Here is a 20,281-nt window from a genome sequence, read left to right on the forward strand (position 1 = left end):
CTACTCGACCGTGACGGACTTCGCCAGGTTACGCGGCTGATCCACGTCGAGCCCCTTGGCGGTGGCGAGCTCCATCGCGAACAGCTGCAACGGGATGACGGTGAGCAGCGGCTCCATCAGCGGGGCGGCGAGCGGGATGCGGATGACCTCGTCGGCGAACGGGAGCACCGCCACGTCCCCCTCCTCGGCGATCGCCAGGATCCGCGCGCCGCGCGCCCGGATCTCCTGGATGTTCGAGACGACCTTCGCGTGCAGCGAGTTCGGGTCGCGCGGGCTCGGCACCACGACGAACACGGGCTGGCCCGGCTCGATCAGCGCGATCGGACCGTGCTTGAGCTCACCGGCGGCGAAGCCCTCGGCGTGGATATACGCGAGCTCCTTGAGCTTCAGCGCGCCCTCGAGCGCGATCGGGTAGCCGACGTGCCGGCCGAGGAAGAGCACCGCCCGCGAGTCCGACATCCACTTGGCGAGCTGGGTGATCTCGGGCGCGCTGGTCAGCACGCGCTCGATCTTGGCGGGGATCGCCTGCAGCTCGGCGAGCTGGTCGGCGGCGACCTCGGGGTCGAGCGTGCCGCGCACCCGCGCGAGGTGCAGGCCGAAGAGGTAGAGCGCGGTGATCTGCGCGACGAAGGCCTTGGTCGACGCGACGGCGACCTCGGGGCCGGCGTGCGTGTAGATCACGGCATCCGACTCGCGGGCGATCGTGGCGCCCTGGGTGTTGCAGATCGAGAGCGTGCGGGCACCGTTCGCGATGGCGTACTTGACGGCCATCAGCGTGTCCATGGTCTCGCCCGACTGGCTGATCGAGACGACCAGGGTCGTCGGGGTCAGCACCGGCTCGCGGTAACGGAACTCGTGCGAGAGCTCGACCGAGACGGGCACGCGGGCCCACTTCTCGATCGCGTACTGGCCGAGCATGCCCGAGTAGCTCGCGGTACCGCAGGCGATCACGATGATGCGGTCGATGCCGGCCAGCACGTCGTCGAGGCCGGCGAGCTCGGGCAGCACGACCTGGTCGCCGTCGACGCGGCCGAGGATGGTGTTCGCGACGGCCTCGGGCTCCTCGCTGATCTCCTTGGCCATGAAGCTCGACCAGCCGCCCTTCTCGGCGGCCGACGCGTCCCACGACACCTCGAACTCGTGCACCTCGACGGGGGCGCCGTCGAAGTCGGTCACGGTCACGGTGTCGGGCGTGATGACGACGATCTGGTCCTGCCCGATCGCGACGGCGCGGTGGGTGTGCTCGACGAACGCCGCGACGTCCGAGCCGAGGAAGTTCTCTCCCTCGCCGAGCCCGATCACGAGCGGCGAGTTGCGGCGGGCGCCGACGACGACGCCGGGCTCGTCCTGGTGCAGGGCGAGCAGGGTGAAGGCGCCCTCCAGGCGCGAGACGACCCGGGCGAGGGCGTTCGGCAGACCGTCGCCCGCGGCGTACTCGCGGCCGAGCAGCTTGGCCGCGACCTCGGTGTCGGTCTCGCTCTCGAAGGTGTAGCCGTCGTCGAGCAGCTCCTGCTTGAGCACGGCGAAGTTCTCGATGATGCCGTTGTGGATGAGGGCGATCCGGCCGTCGGCGGAGAGGTGCGGATGCGCGTTGACGTCGGTCGGTCCGCCGTGCGTCGCCCAGCGGGTGTGCCCGATCCCGGTGCGCCCGTCGGCCATCGGCCGCGCCTCGAGGTCGTCGGCCAGCACGGCGAGCTTGCCCGCGCGCTTCCGGGTCGAGAGCGAGCCGTCCTCGCCGATCACTGCCACACCGGCGGAGTCATAACCGCGGTACTCGAGCCGGCGCAAGCCGCCGAGGAGCACCTCGAGACTGCTGTTGTTGCCGACGTATCCCACGATTCCACACATGCTTGCGAGTTTAGCCGAGCGTTCCGGGGCCGAGGCTGACAGCGGCGACCGCACAGCTGCGCTCCGGATCTCGGGCAGAATGGAGTCCTATGCCCGATTCCGCAGCGACCAATGGATTCGCGCAGTTCAGCCCCTTCATGGAGTTCGACCGGGCGCACTGGGCGGCTCTCGCCCCCTCGACGCCGCTCCCCCTGCTCGAGACCGAGATCGTGCAGCTGCGCGGTCTCGGGAACCCGCTCGACCTCCGCGAGGTCACCGAGGTCTACCTGCCGCTGGCCCGGCTGATCAACCTCTACGTCACCAACGCGAAGGAGTTGCACCGCTCCACCGCCGACTACCTCGGCGAGAATTCCAAGAGCACGCCGTTCATCATCGGCGTCGCCGGCTCGGTCGCGGTCGGCAAGTCGACCACCGCGCGGCTCCTGCGCGAGCTCCTCGCCCGCTGGTCGAACACGCCCCGGGTCGAGCTCATCACGACCGACGGCTTCCTGCTGCCGAACGCCGAGCTCGAACGACGTGGGCTGATGCAGCGGAAGGGGTTCCCCGAGTCGTACGACCGGCGTGCCCTGCTGCGCTTCGTCAGCGCGATCAAGAGCGGCAACCCCGAGGTCCGGGCGCCGTTCTACTCGCACCTCAGCTACGACATCGTGCCCGAGGCCCAGATCGTGGTGCGCCAGCCCGACATCCTGATCGTCGAGGGACTGAACGTGCTGCAGCCGCCGCCGGCGAACCGGCTCGCGGTGAGTGACCTGTTCGACTTCTCGGTCTACGTGGATGCGCGCACGTCGGACATCGCCACCTGGTACGAGAGCCGCTTCCTCGACCTGCAGCGCGGGGCGTTCTCGAACCCGAAGTCGTACTTCCACCGGTACTCGAGCCTGTCCGAGGCCGAGGCGCGCGCGACCGCACGCCGCATCTGGGACTCGATCAACCTCCCGAACCTCCGCGACAACGTGCTGCCGACCCGCTCGCGGGCGACGCTGGTCCTGCGGAAGGACGCGGATCACACGATTAATAGGGTCTTGCTGAGAAAGCTGTAGCGCTGGATTTTTCTCCGCGCCGCCGCCTCTGCGGCGCGGGCGACATGCGCCGGTGCGGTCGGAGATCGCGGCCTTCGGTCGAGATCTCCGGCCGCGCCGTCGCCTTGGGTCGTCGAGAGCGGCCTGTTGCGTTCGCACCCCGCCGCGAGGTCTTTAGAGCGAGCGCTCTACTCCGGTGGAGAGGCGCTGGCGGACGACGTCGGCGAGGGACTCGGCGATGCGGTCGGCGGTGGCCTGGTCTCCGGCCTCGACCATGACGCGGACGAGCGGCTCGGTGCCCGAGGGGCGCAGCAGCACGCGGCCGGTCTCCCCCAGGTCGGCCTCGGCCTCGGCGACGGCCTCGGCGAGCACCCGGTCGGTCGAGACGCCGTCCCGATCCACCCCGCGCACGTTCACGAGCGTCTGCGGGTAGACCTTCATCACGGCCGCCAGCTCGGCGAGGCTCTTGCCCGTCGCCGCCATCTGGCTGAGCAGCTGCAGGCCGGTGAGGATGCCGTCGCCGGTGGTGGCGTGGTCGGCGAAGATGATGTGGCCCGACTGCTCGCCGCCGAGGCTCAGCTTCTTCTCGTTGATCGCCTCCAGCACGTAGCGGTCACCCACCCGTGTCTCGAGCATCTCGATACCGTTCTGGGCCATCGCGACCTTGAGCCCGAGGTTCGACATCACGGTCGCCACGAGGGTGTTCTCCCGCAGCAGCCCGCGTGAGGCCTGGGCGATCGCGAGGATCGCCATGATCTGGTCGCCGTCGATGATGTTTCCGTCGGCGTCGACCGCGAGGCAGCGATCGGCGTCGCCGTCGTGCGCGATGCCGACGTCGGCACCGGCCGCGACGACCGCGTCGGCGAGCAGATCGAGGTGGGTCGAGCCCACGCCGTCGTTGATGTTCATCCCGGTCGGGTCGTTTCCGATCACCGTGATCCGGGCGCCCGCCTGGCTGAAGGCCTCGGGCGAGACGCCGGCCGCTGCGCCGTGGGCGCAGTCGAGCACGACGTGGATGCCGTCGAGCCGGTGGGGCAGGGTCGTCAGCAGGTGGACGACGTACCGGTCCTCTGCATCCGCGAACCGCCTGATCCGGCCGATGTCGCCGCCCAGCGGCTTCAGCTGCGGATGCTCGAGCGCGGCCTCGATCTGGATCTCGACCTCGTCGGGCAACTTCTTGCCCTCGGCGGCGAAGAACTTGATCCCGTTGTCCGGCGCCGGGTTGTGCGACGCCGAGATGACGACGCCGAAGTCGGCGCCGATGTCCGCGATGAGGAACGCGGCAGCCGGGGTCGGCAGGACTCCGGCGTCGAGGACATCGACGCCGGAGCTGGCGAAGCCGGCCGAGACGGCGGCCGCGATGAAGTCACCGGACTGCCGTGGGTCGCGAGCGACCACGGCGACCGGTCGTCGACCGGCTTCTCGGGCCGCGTGACCCAGCACGCGTGCACCGGCCTGCGCGATCCGAAGAGCGAGGTCGGCGGTGACGTCCTGGTTCGCGAGCCCACGCACCCCATCGGTGCCGAAAAGGCGAGCCATCCGCTAAGCGTAGAGCCGAAGCGCGATCAGCGCTTCGAGAACTGCGACGCCTTACGTGCCTTCTTGAGACCGGCCTTCTTGCGCTCGATGACGCGGGCGTCACGGGTGAGGAAGCCGGCCTTCTTGAGCTGGGCACGGTTGTTCTCGCGGTCGATCTCGTTCAGCGCACGCGCGATGGCGAGGCGGAGCGCACCGGCCTGACCCGAGGGGCCACCACCGGTGATCTTCGCGACCACGTCGTAGGAGCCGATCAGGTCGAGCACCTTGAAGGGGTCGGTAATCAGCTGCTGGTGCAGCTTGTTCGGGAAGTAGTGCTCGAACTCGCGGCCGTTGACCGTGAGGGTCCCGGCACCCGGGACCAGGCGCACGCGGGCGATGGCCTGCTTGCGACGGCCCACGGCTGCGCCGGAGACGTTGAGGACGGCGCGAGGCGCACGGGGCGTCTCGTCGGCCGGGGTTTCGGTGGAGTAGCTCTCGGGAGCCACGTCAATCTGGTCTGCGATCTTCGCCACGGTACTGATTAGTCCTTTGTCTGAGTCTGCTGTACGAACGCGGGACGCTACTACTGGGCGACCTGGTCGAGGATGTACGGGGTGGGCTGCTGAGCAGCGTGCGGGTGCTCGGCGCCCGCGTAGACCTTCAGCTTGCGGAACTGGTCGCGACCGAGGGACGTCTTGGGGAGCATGCCACGGATGGCCTTCTCGACGGCGCGCTCGGGGTTCTTCTCGAGCAGCTCCGAGTAGGTCACGGCGCTGAGGCCGCCCGGGTAGCCGGAGTGGCGGTAGGCCTTCTTCTGGGCCAGCTTCGCACCGGTGAGCGCGACCTTGTCGGCGTTCACGATGATGACGAAGTCACCCATGTCCATGTGGGGGGTGAAGGTGGCCTTGTTCTTGCCGCGGAGGATGGCGGCGGCGTGGCTGGCCAGACGGCCGAGGACGATGTCCGTGGCGTCGATGATGACCCAGCCGCGCTGGACTTCGCTTGCCTTCGGGGTGTAAGTGCGCGTCACAGTAGTGCTGCTTTCTTGTTCGAGGTGAGGAGTTCGTGAATCCCACTCCGGTGGGTCTTCCGCTTCAGAGAGAAGAGGAAGGCAGCCGATGGAGGGCTCAACTTCGGGCGGCGCGCAACGAGGCGCGGACACCAAGGGTCAACAGTACGCGATACCACCGGCGCGGTCAAATGAGCTCACGACGCGCCCGCGTGCGCTCGGCGCGCCCCGCCAGCTCGTCGTCGGCCGGGTAACCCACCTCGGTGAGGACCAGGCCCTTCGCCGGCATCACCAGGAAGGCGCCCGAGCGCATCCGCTCGTCGCGGAGCCGGACGAGGTCGGAGGCCGTGAGGCTGCCGTCGCCCACCGCGACCGTGGCGCCGACGAGCGAGCGCACCATGCTGTGGCAGAAGGCGTCGGCCTGCAGCGACGCCACGAGCACCCCCTCGCCGTCCCGCTCCCAGCGGAACGACTGCAGGGTGCGGATCGTGGTCGAGCCCGCCCGCGGCTTGCAGAAGGTGGCGTAGTCGTGGAGGCCCAGCAGGGCGCGCGCCGCGGTGTCCATCGCCTCGAGGTCGAGGGTCGCCGGATGCCGCACCGTCGTGCGCCGGAGCAGCGGGTCGCGGCCTCCGGTCGGGTCGCTCACCCGGTACTCGTAACGCCGCCAGACCGCCGAGAACCGGGCGTCGAACCCGGCGGGTGCGATCGTGCTGTCGAGCAGCACGACGTCGGAGTCGGCGCCGAGGATGCCGTTCATCCGCTGGGCCAGGAGCCGGGCGAGCGCCTCCGGCTTCATCGTCGAGGCGTCGTCGCCCCGGCGCCGGAGGCTGCGGAGCTGGGCGTCCGTGAGGTCGAGGTGCGCCACCTGGCCGGTCGCGTGCACGCCCGCATCCGTCCGCCCTGCGACCGAGACCCCGGGGGCGGGCGGGTAGCGCCGGAAGAGCGTGGCCAGCACGTCCTCCAGCACGCCCTGAACGGTGCGGAGGCCCGGCTGCCGAGCCCAGCCCGAGAAGTCGGTGCCGTCGTACGCGATGTCGAGGCGGAGCCGCCAGTCTCCGTGCTCGTGTCTCACGCCCGCCATTCTACGACGAAGGCCCCGCCACCCTTTCGGGTGCGGGGCCTTCGTGCGAGTGAAGGGGGAAGCCTACTTGGCGTCCTTCTCCTCGGTCTCGGTGGTCTCCTCGGCGGGAGCCGCGTCCTCGGCCGGAGCCTCGGTCTCGGTCGCCTCATCGGCCGGAGCCTCGGTGGTCTCCTCGACCGGGGCCGACTCGGCCTCGGGCTCGGCGACCGGAGCAGCGGCGGCGGCCGGGGCAGCCTTCGTGCTCTTCTTCTTGGCCACGACGGGCTCGAGGACGAGCTCGATCTGCACCATGGGGGCGTTGTCGCCCTTGCGGAAGCCGAGCTTCGTGATGCGGGTGTACCCGCCCTCACGCTCCGCCATCAGCGGGGCGATCTCGGTGAAGAGCTCGTGCACGACGGACTTGTCGCCGATCACGCCGAGCACGCGACGACGCGCGTGCAGGTCTCCGCGCTTGGCGAAGGTGATCAGACGCTCGGTCAGCGGACGCATCCGCTTGGCCTTGGTCTCGGTCGTCTTGATGCTCTTGTGGGTGAACAGGGCGGCAGCCAGGTTCGCGAGCAGCAGGCGCTCGTGCGCCGGTCCTCCGCCGAGACGGGGTCCCTTGGTCGGCTTGGGCATTTCTTATCTCCAGATGTGGGTCAGTGTGTCAGTGAAGTCGAACGGGGCGAAGCAACGTGGTTAGACGTTGGTCTCTTCGTCGTATCCGCCGTAGAAGTGAGCGCCGTCGAAACCGGGAACGGTGTCCTTCAGCGAGAGACCGAGCTCGACGAGCTTGTCCTTCACCTCATCGACCGACTTCTGCCCGAAGTTGCGGATGTTCATGAGCTGCGTCTCCGACAGGGCGACGAGCTCGGAGACGGTGTTGATGCCCTCGCGCTTGAGGCAGTTGTACGAACGCACCGACAGGTCGAGGTCCTCGATCGGGACCGAGAGCTCCGAGGAGAGGACGGCGTCGACCGGCGCGGGGCCGATCTCGATGCCCTCGGCCGCGGTGTTGAGCTCGCGGGCGAGACCGAACAGCTCGGTGAGGGTACGGCCGGCGGAGGCGATGGCGTCGCGCGGCGTGATGGCCGGCTTCGTCTCGACGTCGACCACGAGGCGGTCGAAGTCGGTGCGCTCACCGGCACGGGTGGCCTCGACGCGGTAGGTGACCTTGAGCACGGGCGAGTAGATCGAGTCGATCGGGATCTGACCGGCCTCGGAGAACTCGCTGCGGTTCTGGGTCGCCGAGACGTAGCCGCGGCCACGCTCGATGATCAGCTCGAGCTCGAACTTCGCCTTGTCGTTGAGCGTGGCGATGACGAGCTCGGGGTTGTGGATCTCGACCCCGGCCGGAGCCGAGATGTCGGCCGCGGTGACCTCGCCCGACGCGTGCTTGCGCAGGTAGGCGGTGATCGGCTCGTCGTGCTCGCTCGAGACGACGAGGCCCTTGACGTTGAGGATGATCTCGGTGACGTCTTCCTTCACACCGGGAATGGTGCTGAACTCGTGCAGGACGCCGTCGATGCGGATGCTCGTGACAGCCGCCCCGGGGATCGAGGAGAGCAGGGTGCGGCGGAGCGAGTTGCCGAGGGTGTAGCCGAAGCCGGGCTCCAGCGGCTCGATGACGAACCGCGAGCGGAACTCCGAGATGTTCTCCTCGGTGAGAGTGGGGCGCTGTGCAATGAGCACTGTTATTCCTTTCGGCTGAGTGTCCGCTATATGACACTCACGTGACGAGGTATTGAGTTGTGAGAAAGGATGACCGCCGGGGCGCGCAGAGCGCACCCCGACGGTTGAAGAGCGCTAGCGCTACACGCGGCGACGCTTGGGCGGGCGGCATCCGTTGTGCGCCTGCGGGGTCACGTCGTTGATCGAGCCGACCTCGAGGCCTGCGGCCTGGAGGGAGCGGATCGCGGTCTCGCGGCCGGAGCCCGGTCCCTTGACGAACACGTCGACCTTCTTCATGCCGTGCTCCTGAGCCTGGCGCGCGGCCGACTCGGCAGCGAGCTGCGCGGCGAACGGGGTCGACTTGCGCGAGCCCTTGAAGCCGACGCCACCCGAGGAGGCCCAGCTGATGACCGCACCGGTGGTGTCGGTGATCGAGACGATCGTGTTGTTGAAGGTCGACTTGATGTGGGCCTGGCCCACGGCGACGTTCTTCTTCTCTTTCTTGCGCGGCTTGCGAACGGCCGACTTGGGGGTTGCCATATTTCTCTCCTGGAATCCTGGTCAGTCGCCCGCTACTAGCGGCCGGCCTTCTTCTTGCCGGCGACGGTGCGCTTCGGGCCCTTGCGGGTACGAGCGTTGGTCTTGGTGCGCTGACCGCGGACCGGGAGGCCCTTGCGGTGACGGACGCCCTCGTAGCTGCCGATCTCGACCTTGCGGCGGATGTCGGCGGCGACCTCACGGCGGAGGTCACCTTCGACCTTGTAGTTGCCCTCGATGTAATCGCGGAGGGCGACCAGCTGGTCGTCGGACAGATCCTTGACGCGGATGTCTCCGCTGATCTCCGTGTCGGCGAGGGTCTTCAGCGCGCGAGTGCGGCCGACCCCGTAGATGTACGTGAGGGCAACTTCCACGCGCTTGTCGCGGGGGATGTCAACTCCTGCTAGACGTGCCATTGTGGCTATCTCCTGTTGATGAGTGGAGGTCTGTGACAGTGAATGTGCTCCGGCCTCCTACCGAAGGTGTCCGCCGCCCGACTCTCGCCGGGCGGCTTCTGACACTGCCATGTGTTGTTCGCGACCTGGGTCGCGCGACGGGGACTAGCCCTGACGCTGCTTGTGACGCGGGTTGCTCTTGCAGATGTTCATCACGCGGCCGTTGCGGCGGATGATGCGGCAATGCTCGCAGATGGGCTTGACGCTGGGGTTGACCTTCATGTGATTTTCTCTCTTCGCTGTCCTCGTACCCGATAACTCATCGGGCCGTTACTTTCCAGCGCAGCCGAAATGGTTCGGCACTACTTGTATCGGTAGACGATCCGGCCACGGGTGAGGTCGTAGGGGCTCAGCTCCACGATCACGCGGTCCTCGGGGAGGATCCGGATGTAGTGCTGGCGCATCTTGCCCGAGATGTGGGCAAGCACCTTGTGGCCGTTCGTCAATTCCACCCGGAACATTGCGTTCGGGAGGGCTTCGACGACCGCGCCTTCGATCTCGATAACACCGTCTTTTTTGGCCATAGCCTCACTGTCGCTCAAGTAGTCTGTGCTGGTCTTGCGGAGGATCGACCCACGAAAATGGGCCGAAAACACCAAAGATCGAGCCTACACTACGAAGCGCTCATTACAAAACGCCGGTGGTCAATCAGCGGAAGGCGTCGACGGATCGGATAGTGGCCACGAGGTCGGCGAAGAGCGGATGCTCCGGCCCGATCCCGCAGACCTCGGTCGCGAACTCCTCGGGCGACTTCGACGAGAGCAGCTCGGCGAGCTCGGCGCTCTGCGGATCGCTCGGCGCGTCGAAGCGGAGGGCGGCGCGGACCGCGCGGAGCAGCGCCGCATACGGCAGCCCCCGCTCGGCCAGCTCGGCCGCGGGGCCGATGAACCGCTCGTGCCGGCTGAGCTTGCGGAGCGGCTGCCGCCCCACCCGCTCCGGGGTGTCGGTGAGGGAGGGGTTGGCGAAGCGCACGAGGTTCTTCTCCAGGTACGCCTCCTGCACCGCGGGCTCGAACTCGTGCTTGGCGACCAGGAGCGCCTTCGTCTCCTCCAGCACCGCCTTCACCTCGGTGAAGACCTCCGGCACCGCGAGGGCGTCGGCCAGCGTCGTGGCCCCCTCGACCCAGCCGTGGTAGGCGACGGTGGCGTGACCGGTGTTCACCGTGAACAGCTTGCGCTCGATGTAGGGCGCCAGGTCGGCGACGAAGTGTGCCGCGGGGATGACGGGAGGCGTGTCGCCGAACGGCCCCGCCTCGATGGCCCACTCGAAGAAGTCCTCCACCGTCACGTCCAGGCCCTGCCCGGGCGCCTGGTTCGGCACGATCCGGTCGACCGCGGTGTTGGCGAAGAGGGCGCGGCCGAGCGCGGGCGACGACTCGCCCTCGGTCAGCCGGCCGACGATCTCGGCCTTCAGCGCATCCGTCGCGTTGATCGCGTTCTCGCAGGCCATGACCGTCAAAGGCGGCAGTGAGGGGTCGCGGGCCTCGAGGCCGCGGGCAATCACCGGCGCCACGAACTTCAGGATGGTGGGGCCGACCGCGGTCGTCACGATCTGGGCCGTCGCGATCTCGGCGACCACCGCATCCTCGTCGGTGCCACTGTTCAGGGCACGGAAGCCCGTGACCGTCTGCGTGGACGAGTCCTCCCCCACCGCGTGCACCTCGTAGCTCGTCGCCGCGGCGAGCGCGTCGATCAGCTCGGCGTTCACGTCGGCGAAGACGAGTTCGTAGCCGGCGTCGTGGAGGATGAGCCCCACGAACCCGCGCCCGATGTTCCCGGCTCCGAAGTGCACGGCTTTCATGGGAGTACTCCTTGGTTCGGTTGTGGTGTCCGTCAGCTGCTGACGTCGCCGAGGATGGCGAGGACCTCGTCCGGCGTCTCGGCGGCCAGCAGCTTGTCGACCTCGTCCTCGTCGCTGAACACGATGGCGATCCCGGAGAGGATCTCCATGTGCCCGCCGTCCTTGCCCGCGATGCCGACGACGAAGCGCACGTCTTCGCCGCCCCAGTCGAGGGGCTCGTCGTACCGCACGAACGAGAGCGCGGAATCGAGGATCGTGTCCTTGCCCTCGTTCGTGCCGTGCGGGATGGCGAGGAGGTTGCCCATGTACGTCGACACCGTCTCTTCACGCTGACGCATGAAGTCGAGGTAGGCCGGTTCGACCGCACCGGCGGCCACCAGGATGGCGGCGGCCTCGGCGATCGCCTCGTCCTTCGTCTTGGCAGTGCCGTGCAGGTTGATCTGCGACGCTTCGATGACGGCCATGGGCTTTTCCTCCTCGTCGTGCCGCGCCTACTCGGCGGCGGCCTGGTCCTTCAGCTTCTCGACGACCTCGTCGTAGCGAGGGCTGTTCATGAAGTTGTCCACCGAGACGTGCTCGGCGCTCGGGGTGCGCTGCTGGGCCCGGGGGGTCAGCTCGCGCTGGGTGATCACGAGGTCGATGTCGTCGTCGAGGTTCGCGATGGCCTTGTTGACCACCGTGACGCCGTCGATACCGGCCTTCTTGATCTTATTCCGCAGCACCGACGCGCCCATGGCGCTCGAGCCCATTCCGGCGTCGCAGGCGAACACGATGTTCCGGATCGGACGGGTGTCGGTCAGCAGCGAGGTCTCCTCGGCGACGGCCTCGGCGTCACCGGCGGGGACGCCCTCGGCGCGGAGGTTGCCCAGGACCGAGCTCTCCTTGCCCTTGTTGGCCTCGGTCTTGGCGATGGCGGCCGACAGGTCGCCGGCATCCTCCCGCTCGAGGTCGCGCTTGCGGCTGGCCCGCAGGATGATCGCCGTGACCAGGAACGAGACGGCAGCGGCAGCGATGACCGAGAGGATCACGCCGACGAAGCTGTCCGGCGCGGTCGCGGCGAGCACGGCGATGATGCTGCCGGGCGAGGCCGGGGCGCGGAGGCCGGAGTTGAACAGCACGTTGACCGCGACACCGGTGGCGCCACCCGCGATGGCCGCGAGGATGGTCATCGGCTTGGAGAGCACGTACGGGAAGTAGATCTCGTGGATGCCGCCGAAGAACTGGATGATGACGGCTCCGGGGGCGCTCGCCTTGGCCAGTCCGATCCCGAAGATCGAGAAGGCGAGCAGGATGCCGAGGCCGGGGCCGGGGTTCGCCTCGATCAGGAACAGGATGGACTTGCCCTGCTCCGCGACCTGCTGCACGCCCAGCGGGGTGAACACACCGTGGTTGATGGCGTTGTTGAGGAAGAGCACCTTGCCCGGCTCGACCAGGATCGAGGCCAGCGGCAGCAGACCGAGGCTGATCAGCCAGTCCACGCCCGTCTCGAGCGCCTTCGACAGGCCCTGGATGACCGGGGCGATGCCGAAGAAGCCGGCGATCGCGAGCAGACCACCGAGGATTCCGGCGGAGAAGTTGTCGACCAGCATCTCGAAGCCGGCCTTGATCTTGCCGGCCCAGATCTTGTCGATCTGCTTGATCAGGTACGCACCGAGCGGGCCCATGATCATCGCGCCGATGAACATCGGGATGTCCGCTCCGACGATGACGCCCATGGTCGCGATCGTGCCGACCACGCCACCGCGGGCGCCGTAGACCATACGGCCACCGGTGTTCGCGATCAGCAGGGGCAGCAGGTACGTGATCATCGGCCCGACCAGACCCACGTACTGCGGGAAGGTGGTGCCGTCGTCGGCCTGGGCCAGCGCGGTGGCCGCACCCGTCCAGCCGATGGCGTCGGCGTTGCCGAAGCCACCGAGGATGCCGTTCGGCACCCAGCCGGTGGCGATGAAGAGGCTCGTGATGAGGCCCCAGGCGATGAAGGCGGGGATGTTGGGCATGACCATGCCCGAGAGGAAGGTTCCGAAGCGCTGAACGCGCACCCGGGCCCCACCCCCTGTCGTGGTTCCTGACGTCGTTGTCATGACGACTGCTCCAATTCTGTGTTCGTAGGGTTGCGTGTGAAGGGGTGTTACTCGGTGGTCGCGGCGGCCGAGGTGACCGCCGCTCGGGCTTCGACCGCGCTGTTCGCCGAGAGTGCGAGCTCGGCGAATCGACGGGCGTCCTCCCGCGTGAAGCGGGAGAGTTCGGCGCGCACGTCGGCCAGGGCCGACGGCGACATCGAGAGGGTGGTGGCTCCGAGGCCGACCAGCACGACGGCCAGCAGCGGGTCGGCCGCCGCCTCGCCGCAGATGCCGACCGGCTTGCCGGTGGCCTGCCCGGCCTTCCCGACCTCGCCGACCAGCTTCAGGACCGCGGGGTGCCACGGGTCCTGGAACGAGGCGACCGAGCCGAGTAGACGGTCGGCGGCCAGCGTGTACTGGGTCAGGTCGTTCGTGCCGATCGACGCGAAGTCGGCGTCGGCCAGGATGCGGTCGGCCAGGAGCGCCGACGAGGGCACCTCGACCATGACCCCGGCCGTCTTGAGCCCGGCCTCTCGGGCAAGGGCGGTGAAGTACCGCGTCTCCTCGACCGTGGAGACCATCGGCGCCATGACCCAGAGGTCGGCGTCGGTCTGGGCGTCGGCGGCGGCGAGCGCGGCGAGCTGGTCGCGGAGGATCGGCTCGTTGGCGCGCAGGGCGCGGAGTCCGCGGAGGCCGAGCGCGGGGTTCTCCTCGGGGGCGTCGTTCAGGAAGCTGAGGGGCTTGTCGGCTCCCGCATCCAGGGCCCGCACGACGACCTTCTTGCCCGCGAACGCGTGCAGCAGGCGCACGTACTGCGTCTTCTGCTCCTCGACGGTGGGGGCGCTCGTGGAGTCGAGGAAGAGGAACTCGGTGCGGAACAGGCCCACGCCCTCGGCGCCCTTCTCCAGCGCGTCCGCGGCGCCGTCGGCCGAGCCGAGGTTGGCCAGCAGCGGCACGAGGGTGCCGTCGGCGAGCGTTCCGGGGCCGGTCGCCGCGTTGCGGGCGGCCTTGAGCTCGGCTGCGCGCGCGACGGCCGCATCCCGTTCTTCATCGCTCGGGGAGACGGTGACGACGCCGGTGGAGGCGTCGACGACGATCTCGGTGCCGTCGGCGAGGCCCAGCGCATCCGCGACGCCGACCACGGCGACGATCGACTTCTCTCGGGCCAGGATCGCGGTGTGCGAGGTCGGGCCGCCGTCGCTGGTGACGAGGGCGAGCACCTTCGAGAGGTCGAGCAGGGCGGTGTCGGCCGGTGCGAGATCGCGGGCCACGAGAACGAACGGATGCTCGGGGTCGGGCACCCCGGGAGCCGCCACCCCGCGCAGGTGCGCGACCACCCGCTGCGAGACGTCGTCGAGGTCGGTCGCCCGCTCCCCCATGTAGCCGCCCATGCTGAGCAGCAGCTCGCGGAAGGCGGCGAAGGCCTCGAACACGGCGCGCTCGGCGGTCTTGCCGGTGTCGATCCGCTCGCCGACGTCGTCGATCAGGGTCGGGTCCTCGGCCATGAAGGCCTGGGCCTCGAGCACGTCCTTGGCCGAGCCACCGGCCCGCTCTCCGCGGTGCCGGATGATCGCGGCGGTCGCGGCGAGCGAGGCCCGCGCGCGCTCCTTCTCCGCGTCGGGGGTGAGCGCGCTGGGCGTCTCGTCAGGCTCGGGGAGCGGGTCGGGCATCCGGAGCACGGGGCCGACGGCGATGCCGCGGCCGATGCCGGTTCCCTGGAGGGTGGATCCGCTCATCACTCGGCGTCCAGGTCGGAGGCCAGCAGCGCAGCGAGCTCGTCGAGCAGCGCGTCCGAGGCCGGGTCCTCCGACACCAGCGTGACGGTGTCGCCGTGCTCGATGCCCAGCGAGATCACGCCGAGGATGCTCGCCGCGTTCACCGTGCGGCCGCTCGCCTTCGAGATCTGCACGGGCACGCCGGACTTCGCGACGGTCTGAGTGAAGAGGGTCGCCGGACGGGCGTGGAGTCCGTGCTTCGAGGCGATTTCGACGGTGCGTTCGGCCATGTTCTTCTCCTTGTCTCCGCTCATCCCTGAGCGTTGGGGCTCGAGCTCCCGCGGGCGGCGAGGAGTTCGGTCACGATGTCGGCGGCGAGTTCTCCGCCGTCCGGTCCGTAGACGGTTCCGGGCAGCAGGCCGGCTTCCGCACCCGCGGCGGCGGCTTCGCCGGCGAGGGCGCCGAACTGCTCCGCGAGGTGGGGGCCGACCAGAAGGATGCGTGTGGCTGCGAGCCGCTCGCCCACGTCCGCCACCGTCCCGGCTTCCACGACGAGGTCGAGGTCGCGTTCGCGGAGCGCCCGGCGCATCCGCAGGGCGAGGAACGTGCTCGATGCTCCCGCACCGCAGACGATCAGCACCCTGTCCACGCACGCCTCCTCGCGTCCTGCTTCGATCTCAGACGATCATCCGCCACCGGTGCGACGGGATCCAGCGACGTTGCTTCCGGACCCCCGGAAGCGGCCCGACCCCCACGTACACTGGGTGCAGATGAGCGAGAAGTACGAACGGCTGCTGGCGTATCTGGCCGAGTCCGACGACTGGGTCACCGCCGGTGAGCTCGCCGACCGGCTGGGCGTGACGACGCGCAGCGTGCGCAGCTACGTCACCGCCGTGAAGACGGCCGCGAAGCCCCTCGAGGTCATCGTCTCCTCCACGAGCGGCTACCGGCTGAACCGCGAGGCCTACGCCACCTTCCTCGCCGACCGCCGCTCCCGCGACAGCGAGCCGGGGAGCCCCCGGGAGCGCGTGCACGTGATCATCCGCAGTCTGGGCGACTCGATCGACGGCCTCGACGTGTACGACCTGGCCGCCGGGCTCTTCGTCAGCGAGTCGACGATCGAGGCCGACCTGCGGAAGGCGAAGCTGCTGGTCGAGGAGGCGGGGCTCTCGCTCGTCCGCCGGGGCAGCACGGTCGCCCTCTCCGGCACCGAGCTCAACCGCCGGCGGCTGCTCAGCCGGCTGTTCCGCGACGAGAGCGCCCAGGGCTTCCTCGACCTCGAGAACATCCAGCGCGAGTTCTCGTCCGAGAACCTGGCGGGCTTCAAGTCCGAGCTGATCGCGATGCTCGACGGCAACGGCTACTTCGTCAACGAGTACTCGATCAACAACGTGCTGCTGCACATCGCGATCGCGGTCGACCGGGTGGGCAAGCAGCAGTCGATCGACCCCGCCGACGACCAGCCCGCGGCCGACGCCGAGCTCGACGTCTCCCCCCAGCTCGACGAGCTCATCCGCTCGCACTTCGGGGCCTCCCTCGGGGCGCGCGAGCTGCGCTACCTCTCGGTGCTGCTGACCACGCGGGTGCTGACGCCCGGGCACGGGCAGCCGGCCGAGAGCGTGGCCTCGAGCTACCTCGACCCGGACGACCTGGCCGCGATGCGCGACATCGTCCGGCTCGCCAGCGACGAGTACCTGGTCGACCTGAACGACGAGGACTTCATCGTGCGGCTGAGCCTGCACATCCGCAACCTCGTCGCCCGCGCGCAGGAGAACTCGTTCTCGCGCAACCCGATGACCCGCTCGATCAAGGGCTCCTACCCGATGATCTACGAGCTCGCCGTCTTCATCGCGAGCCAGATCCAGCGGCGCGAGGGCATCGTCGTCACCGAGGACGAGATCGCCTACATCGCCCTGCACGTGGGCTCCTACCTCGAGCGCCAGAACCTCCGCGAGGAGCGGGTGACCTGCGCGATCGTCTGCCCGAACTACTACGACATGCACCTGATGCTGCGGCAGAAGCTCGAGGCCGAGCTCGGCACCGAGCTGCAGGTCGACGTCGTGATCACTCGGGCCGACGTCGACTGGCCGGCGCTCTCCTCGGACATCGTGGTGACGACGATCCCGGTGCCGACCATGCGCGACAACGTGGTGCTCATCCAGCCCTTCCTCACCGAGGGCGACCTGCAGGCCGTGCGGCGCGCGATCGCCGCCGTGCGGAGGCACCGGCGGCGGATGGAGATCAAGGACGAGCTGCTCCAGTACTTCGACGAGCGCCTGTTCTACCGCAACGTCGAGGCCAGTTCCGAGGCCGAGCTGATCCGGATGCTCGGGGGCGCGATGGTCTCCCTCGGCGTGATCGACGAGAGCTACGTCGAGGGCGCGATCGAACGCGAGCGGATGTCGTCGACCGCGTTCACCGACACCATCGCGGTGCCGCACGCGATGGCGATGACCGCATCCCGTACCGCGATCGCGCTGGTGGTCAACGAGTCGCCGATGACCTGGGGCGACAACCGGGTCAACGTGATCGCGCTGATCGCGTTCAGCGCGAGTGGGCGGAAGGCGTTCCAGAACGTCTTCGATCAGCTCGTCGAGGTGTTCTCCGAGCGCGAGGACATGCAGCGCATCGTGCGCGGTTCGACCGACTTCGCATCCTTCATCGACGCCCTCGTCCACGTCATGGACGTCTGACCCCACGTCATGGACGTCTGACCGAGCGTTACGGGATGGGGACGGGCGTGATCCCGAGAGGGGCGAGCGCCGCCGCTCCCCCGTCTTCGGCGGTCAGCACCCAGATGCCGTTCTCGTGCACCGCGACCGAGTGCTCCCAGTGCGAGGACATGCTGCCGTCGGCCGAGGCCACGGTCCACTCGTCCTCCCGCACGATGGTCTCGGTCGTGCCGGCGGTGATCATCGGCTCGATGGCGACGACCAGGCCGGGCTTCACCTCGGGTCCGCGCTGGCGCACCCGGTAGTTGAACACCGGCGGCGCCTCGTGCATGCTGCGGCCGATGCCGTGCCCGATGTAGTCGGTGAGGATGCCGTAGACGGCTCCCTCGCGCGTCGACGGGTGATCCTCCACGTACTCCTCGATCGCCTCGCCCACCTCGTTGAGGTGACGGGCGGTCGCGAGCCGAGCGATCCCGTGCCAGAGCGACTGCTCGGTGACCTCGGAGAGCAGCCGCCGGCGGGCGACCTCCTCGGGACGGGACGGGTCGTCGAGCACGATCGTGATGGCGGAGTCGCCGTTCCAGCCGGCCACCTCGGCACCGCTGTCGATCGAGACGATGTCACCGGGCTCGAGGACGCGTCCGCCGGGGATCCCGTGCACGATGTCCTCGTTCACCGAGGTGCAGACCGTGTGGGCGTAGCCCGGCACGAGCTGGAAGTTCGAGATGCCGCCGAGCGATCGGATGGTGCGGTCGGCGATCGCATCGAGCTCGAGCGTCGTAATCCCGGGCCGGATCGCCTTCCGCACCGCGGCGAGCGACGCGGCGGTGACGAGGCCCGGCTCGACCATCAGCCGGAGCTCTTCGGGCGTCTTGTAGATGCCCTTCTTGCGCCCGATCATCGGCGGGGAACCGAGTTCATCGTGCGGATCCGGTTCATCGGGCGGCGAGGGCCGCGATGATCCGGCCGGTGACGACGTCGATGTCCCCGAGGCCGTCGACGTTCACCACGAGGCCGCGCTCGTCGTAGACGGCGACGAGCGGAGCGGTCTGCTCCTCGTACACGTCCAGACGCTTGCGGATGACCTCTTCGGTGTCGTCGCTCCGGCCCTGCTCGGCCGAGCGCTTCAGCAGCCGGGTGACGACCTCGTCGGTGTCGGCGGTCAGCACGACCACCGCATCCAGCGAGAAGCCGTCGACACCGAGGATGCCGTCGAGCTCCTCGACCTGCTGCAGCGTGCGCGGGTAGCCGTCGAGCAGGAAGCCGTCGGCCACGTCGGGCTGGCTGAGCCGGTCACGCACCAGGTCGTTGGTCAGCGAGTCGGGGACGTACTGTCCCGCATCCATGTAGCCCTTGGCCTGGACGCCGAGCTCGGTGCCGTTCTTGACGTTCTCGCGGAAGATGTCTCCGGTCGAGATCGCGGGGATGCCGTACGCCTCGGAGAGGCGGGCGGCCTGCGTTCCCTTGCCGGCTCCGGGAGGCCCGATCAGCAGGAGGCGCAGGGCGCCGCTCGCGTCGGACGCTCCGCCGGGCACGGTCATCGAAGCAGTCCCTCATAGTGCCGCTGCTGCAGCTGCGAGTCGATCTGCTTCACGGTCTCGAGTCCGACACCGACGATGATCAGGATCGACGCGCCACCGAACGGGAAGTTCTGATTGGCGCCGACCGCGACCAGCGCGATCAACGGCAGCAGCGCGATCAACCCCAGGTAGATCGAGCCCGGCAGGGTGATGCGGGTGAGGACGTAGTCGAGGTACTCGGCGGTCGGCCGGCCGGCACGGATGCCGGGGATGAAGCCACCGAACTTCTTCATGTTGTCGGCGACCTCTTCGGGGTTGAAGGTGATCGCGACGTAGAAGTAGGTGAACCCGACGATGAGCAGGAAGTACAGCAGCATGTAGAGCGGGTGATCGCCGCGGACCAGGTAGTTGTTGATCCAGGTCACCCAGCCGGCGGGCTGCTGCCCGGCAGCGGGCTGGTTGAACTGCGCAATCAGCGCGGGCAGGTACAACAGCGACGAGGCGAAGATGACGGGCACCACGCCGGCCATGTTGACCTTGATCGGGATGTAGGTGTTGTTGCCGCCGTACGTCCGCCTCCCGACCACGCGCTTGGCGTACTGCACAGGGATGCGTCTCTGCGAGAGTTCGACATAGACCACCGCGAAGACCACGCCGATGCCGACGACGATCACGATCAGGAAGGTCTCGAAGCCCTTCGTCTGGGCGATGAGGCCGAGCGACTCGGGGAAGCGGGCGGCGATCGACGTGAAGATCAGCAGCGACATTCCGTTGCCGATGCCGCGCTCGGTGATGAGCTCGCCCATCCACATGATGACACCGGTACCGGCGGTCATGGTGATGACCATGAGCAGGATGGCGTACCAGGCGTCGTTGGTGATCAGCTGGCCGCACTCCGCGACGGTGGAGGTGCCGAACAGGGCGCCCGAGCGGGCGACCGTGATCAGGGTCGTGGACTGCAGGACACCGAGCGCGATGGTGAGGTAGCGGGTGTACTGCGTCAGACGGCTCTGGCCCGACTGACCCTCCTTGTAGAGGGTCTCGAAGTGAGGGATGACCACGCGCAGCAGCTGCACGATGATCGAGGCCGTGATGTACGGCATGATCCCCAGCGCGAAGATTGACAGCTGGAGGAGCGCGCCACCGGAGAACAGGTTGACGAGCTCGTAGAGGCCCGACGTGCCCTGGTTCGCGGCCAGACAGGTCTGAACGTTGGCGAAATCGACGAACGGCGCCGGGATGAACGATCCCAGACGGAACAGCGCGACGATGCCGAGCGTGAAGCCGATCTTCCTTCTGAGGTCCGGAGTCCGGAAGATCCTCGCGACGGCTTTGAACAAAAAGGGCCTCCTGCGTTCGTGTGGCTCAGTGCCAAGAAAGCCGGTGACCCGATT

Annotated in this window: 22 protein-coding genes; 2 read left to right on the forward strand and 20 right to left on the reverse strand. The window is 68.5% G+C overall.

Translation table 11 applies throughout. The annotated features are described in order from the left end of the window. Positions 1–1,848 carry a glutamine--fructose-6-phosphate transaminase (isomerizing) gene (glmS, locus tag HSO01S_RS10455; protein ID WP_066041108.1) on the reverse strand — a complete coding sequence of 616 codons (1,848 nt, stop codon included), beginning with the start codon at positions 1,846–1,848 and terminating at the stop codon, positions 1–3. An 89-nt stretch (positions 1,849–1,937) separates the two neighbouring features. On the opposite strand from glmS, the gene coaA reads away from it, so the two are divergent. Beyond that, complete coding sequence (coaA, locus tag HSO01S_RS10460) at positions 1,938–2,888, forward strand: type I pantothenate kinase (protein ID WP_066041110.1); 951 nt, start codon at positions 1,938–1,940, stop codon at positions 2,886–2,888. A gap of 153 nt (positions 2,889–3,041) precedes the next feature. Here the strand turns inward: coaA and glmM are convergent, their stop codons facing one another. The 16 genes from glmM to HSO01S_RS10540 all read right to left on the reverse strand — a co-directional run bounded on the left by glmM (position 3,042) and on the right by HSO01S_RS10540 (position 15,344). Continuing rightward, the gene (glmM, locus tag HSO01S_RS10465) at positions 3,042–4,406 is read right to left on the reverse strand and encodes a phosphoglucosamine mutase (RefSeq protein ID WP_066041112.1); all 1,365 of its coding nucleotides are present in this window, start codon (positions 4,404–4,406) and stop codon (positions 3,042–3,044) included. A 26-nt stretch (positions 4,407–4,432) separates the two neighbouring features. Then, a complete protein-coding gene (rpsI, locus tag HSO01S_RS10470; RefSeq protein ID WP_066041114.1) occupies positions 4,433–4,918 on the reverse strand; it encodes a 30S ribosomal protein S9 in 486 nt (161 codons plus the stop codon). 50 nt (positions 4,919–4,968) lie between these two features. Beyond that, positions 4,969–5,415, reverse strand: a complete 447-nt coding sequence (gene rplM / locus HSO01S_RS10475) for a 50S ribosomal protein L13 (protein ID WP_066041115.1) — start codon at positions 5,413–5,415, stop codon at positions 4,969–4,971. Positions 5,416–5,581: 166 nt separating this feature from the next. Beyond that, positions 5,582–6,475, reverse strand: a complete 894-nt coding sequence (locus HSO01S_RS10480) for a tRNA pseudouridine synthase A (RefSeq protein WP_066041120.1) — start codon at positions 6,473–6,475, stop codon at positions 5,582–5,584. Positions 6,476–6,538: 63 nt separating this feature from the next. Next, positions 6,539–7,093 (reverse strand): 50S ribosomal protein L17, encoded by a 555-nt coding sequence (gene rplQ, locus HSO01S_RS10485; RefSeq protein ID WP_066041123.1) that lies wholly within the window; start codon positions 7,091–7,093, stop codon positions 6,539–6,541. Positions 7,094–7,153: 60 nt separating this feature from the next. Then, entirely contained in the window at positions 7,154–8,146 is a 993-nt protein-coding gene (locus HSO01S_RS10490) for a DNA-directed RNA polymerase subunit alpha (RefSeq protein WP_066041125.1), read from the reverse strand. A 120-nt stretch (positions 8,147–8,266) separates the two neighbouring features. Then, complete coding sequence (gene rpsK / locus HSO01S_RS10495) at positions 8,267–8,665, reverse strand: 30S ribosomal protein S11 (RefSeq protein ID WP_022896808.1); 399 nt, start codon at positions 8,663–8,665, stop codon at positions 8,267–8,269. A gap of 35 nt (positions 8,666–8,700) precedes the next feature. Continuing rightward, the gene (gene rpsM, locus HSO01S_RS10500; RefSeq protein WP_066041126.1) at positions 8,701–9,078 is read right to left on the reverse strand and encodes a 30S ribosomal protein S13; all 378 of its coding nucleotides are present in this window, start codon (positions 9,076–9,078) and stop codon (positions 8,701–8,703) included. Between the two features lie 144 nt (positions 9,079–9,222). After that, complete coding sequence (gene rpmJ, locus HSO01S_RS10505; RefSeq protein ID WP_066041129.1) at positions 9,223–9,339, reverse strand: 50S ribosomal protein L36; 117 nt, start codon at positions 9,337–9,339, stop codon at positions 9,223–9,225. Positions 9,340–9,419: 80 nt separating this feature from the next. Next, positions 9,420–9,641 (reverse strand): translation initiation factor IF-1, encoded by a 222-nt coding sequence (gene infA / locus HSO01S_RS10510; protein WP_022883252.1) that lies wholly within the window; start codon positions 9,639–9,641, stop codon positions 9,420–9,422. A gap of 124 nt (positions 9,642–9,765) precedes the next feature. After that, positions 9,766–10,917 (reverse strand): mannitol-1-phosphate 5-dehydrogenase, encoded by a 1,152-nt coding sequence (locus HSO01S_RS10515; protein WP_066041131.1) that lies wholly within the window; start codon positions 10,915–10,917, stop codon positions 9,766–9,768. A 32-nt stretch (positions 10,918–10,949) separates the two neighbouring features. Continuing rightward, complete coding sequence (locus HSO01S_RS19495; RefSeq protein ID WP_066041133.1) at positions 10,950–11,381, reverse strand: PTS mannitol transporter subunit IIA; 432 nt, start codon at positions 11,379–11,381, stop codon at positions 10,950–10,952. A 27-nt stretch (positions 11,382–11,408) separates the two neighbouring features. Then, entirely contained in the window at positions 11,409–13,001 is a 1,593-nt protein-coding gene (locus tag HSO01S_RS10525) for a PTS mannitol transporter subunit IIBC (RefSeq protein ID WP_066041135.1), read from the reverse strand. A gap of 47 nt (positions 13,002–13,048) precedes the next feature. After that, positions 13,049–14,716 (reverse strand): phosphoenolpyruvate--protein phosphotransferase, encoded by a 1,668-nt coding sequence (gene ptsP, locus HSO01S_RS10530; protein WP_084361552.1) that lies wholly within the window; start codon positions 14,714–14,716, stop codon positions 13,049–13,051. Next, entirely contained in the window at positions 14,716–14,985 is a 270-nt protein-coding gene (locus tag HSO01S_RS10535; protein ID WP_066041138.1) for an HPr family phosphocarrier protein, read from the reverse strand. The genes ptsP and HSO01S_RS10535 overlap by 1 nt, the downstream gene beginning before the upstream one ends. A gap of 20 nt (positions 14,986–15,005) precedes the next feature. Beyond that, positions 15,006–15,344 carry a PTS sugar transporter subunit IIB gene (locus HSO01S_RS10540; protein ID WP_066041140.1) on the reverse strand — a complete coding sequence of 113 codons (339 nt, stop codon included), beginning with the start codon at positions 15,342–15,344 and terminating at the stop codon, positions 15,006–15,008. Between the two features lie 121 nt (positions 15,345–15,465). Here HSO01S_RS10540 and HSO01S_RS10545 point away from each other — a divergent pair, with 121 nt between their 5' ends. Next, entirely contained in the window at positions 15,466–17,388 is a 1,923-nt protein-coding gene (locus HSO01S_RS10545) for a BglG family transcription antiterminator (protein ID WP_174522984.1), read from the forward strand. A gap of 28 nt (positions 17,389–17,416) precedes the next feature. Here HSO01S_RS10545 and map read toward each other — a convergent pair whose 3' ends face one another. From map to secY, 3 genes are read right to left on the reverse strand one after another with little or no spacing between them, the layout of a single operon-like run. Further along, positions 17,417–18,268: a type I methionyl aminopeptidase gene (map, locus tag HSO01S_RS10550; RefSeq protein ID WP_066041144.1), complete on the reverse strand. Its 852-nt coding sequence runs from the start codon at positions 18,266–18,268 to the stop codon at positions 17,417–17,419. A gap of 34 nt (positions 18,269–18,302) precedes the next feature. Continuing rightward, complete coding sequence (locus HSO01S_RS10555) at positions 18,303–18,908, reverse strand: adenylate kinase (RefSeq protein WP_066041146.1); 606 nt, start codon at positions 18,906–18,908, stop codon at positions 18,303–18,305. Continuing rightward, entirely contained in the window at positions 18,905–20,227 is a 1,323-nt protein-coding gene (gene secY, locus HSO01S_RS10560; RefSeq protein WP_066041149.1) for a preprotein translocase subunit SecY, read from the reverse strand. Before secY ends, HSO01S_RS10555 begins: the two co-directional genes overlap by 4 nt. Positions 20,228–20,281: the final 54 nt, after the last annotated feature.

This window comes from Herbiconiux solani NBRC 106740, from assembly GCF_001571005.1.
Classification (GTDB): Bacteria; Actinomycetota; Actinomycetes; order Actinomycetales; family Microbacteriaceae; genus Herbiconiux; species Herbiconiux solani.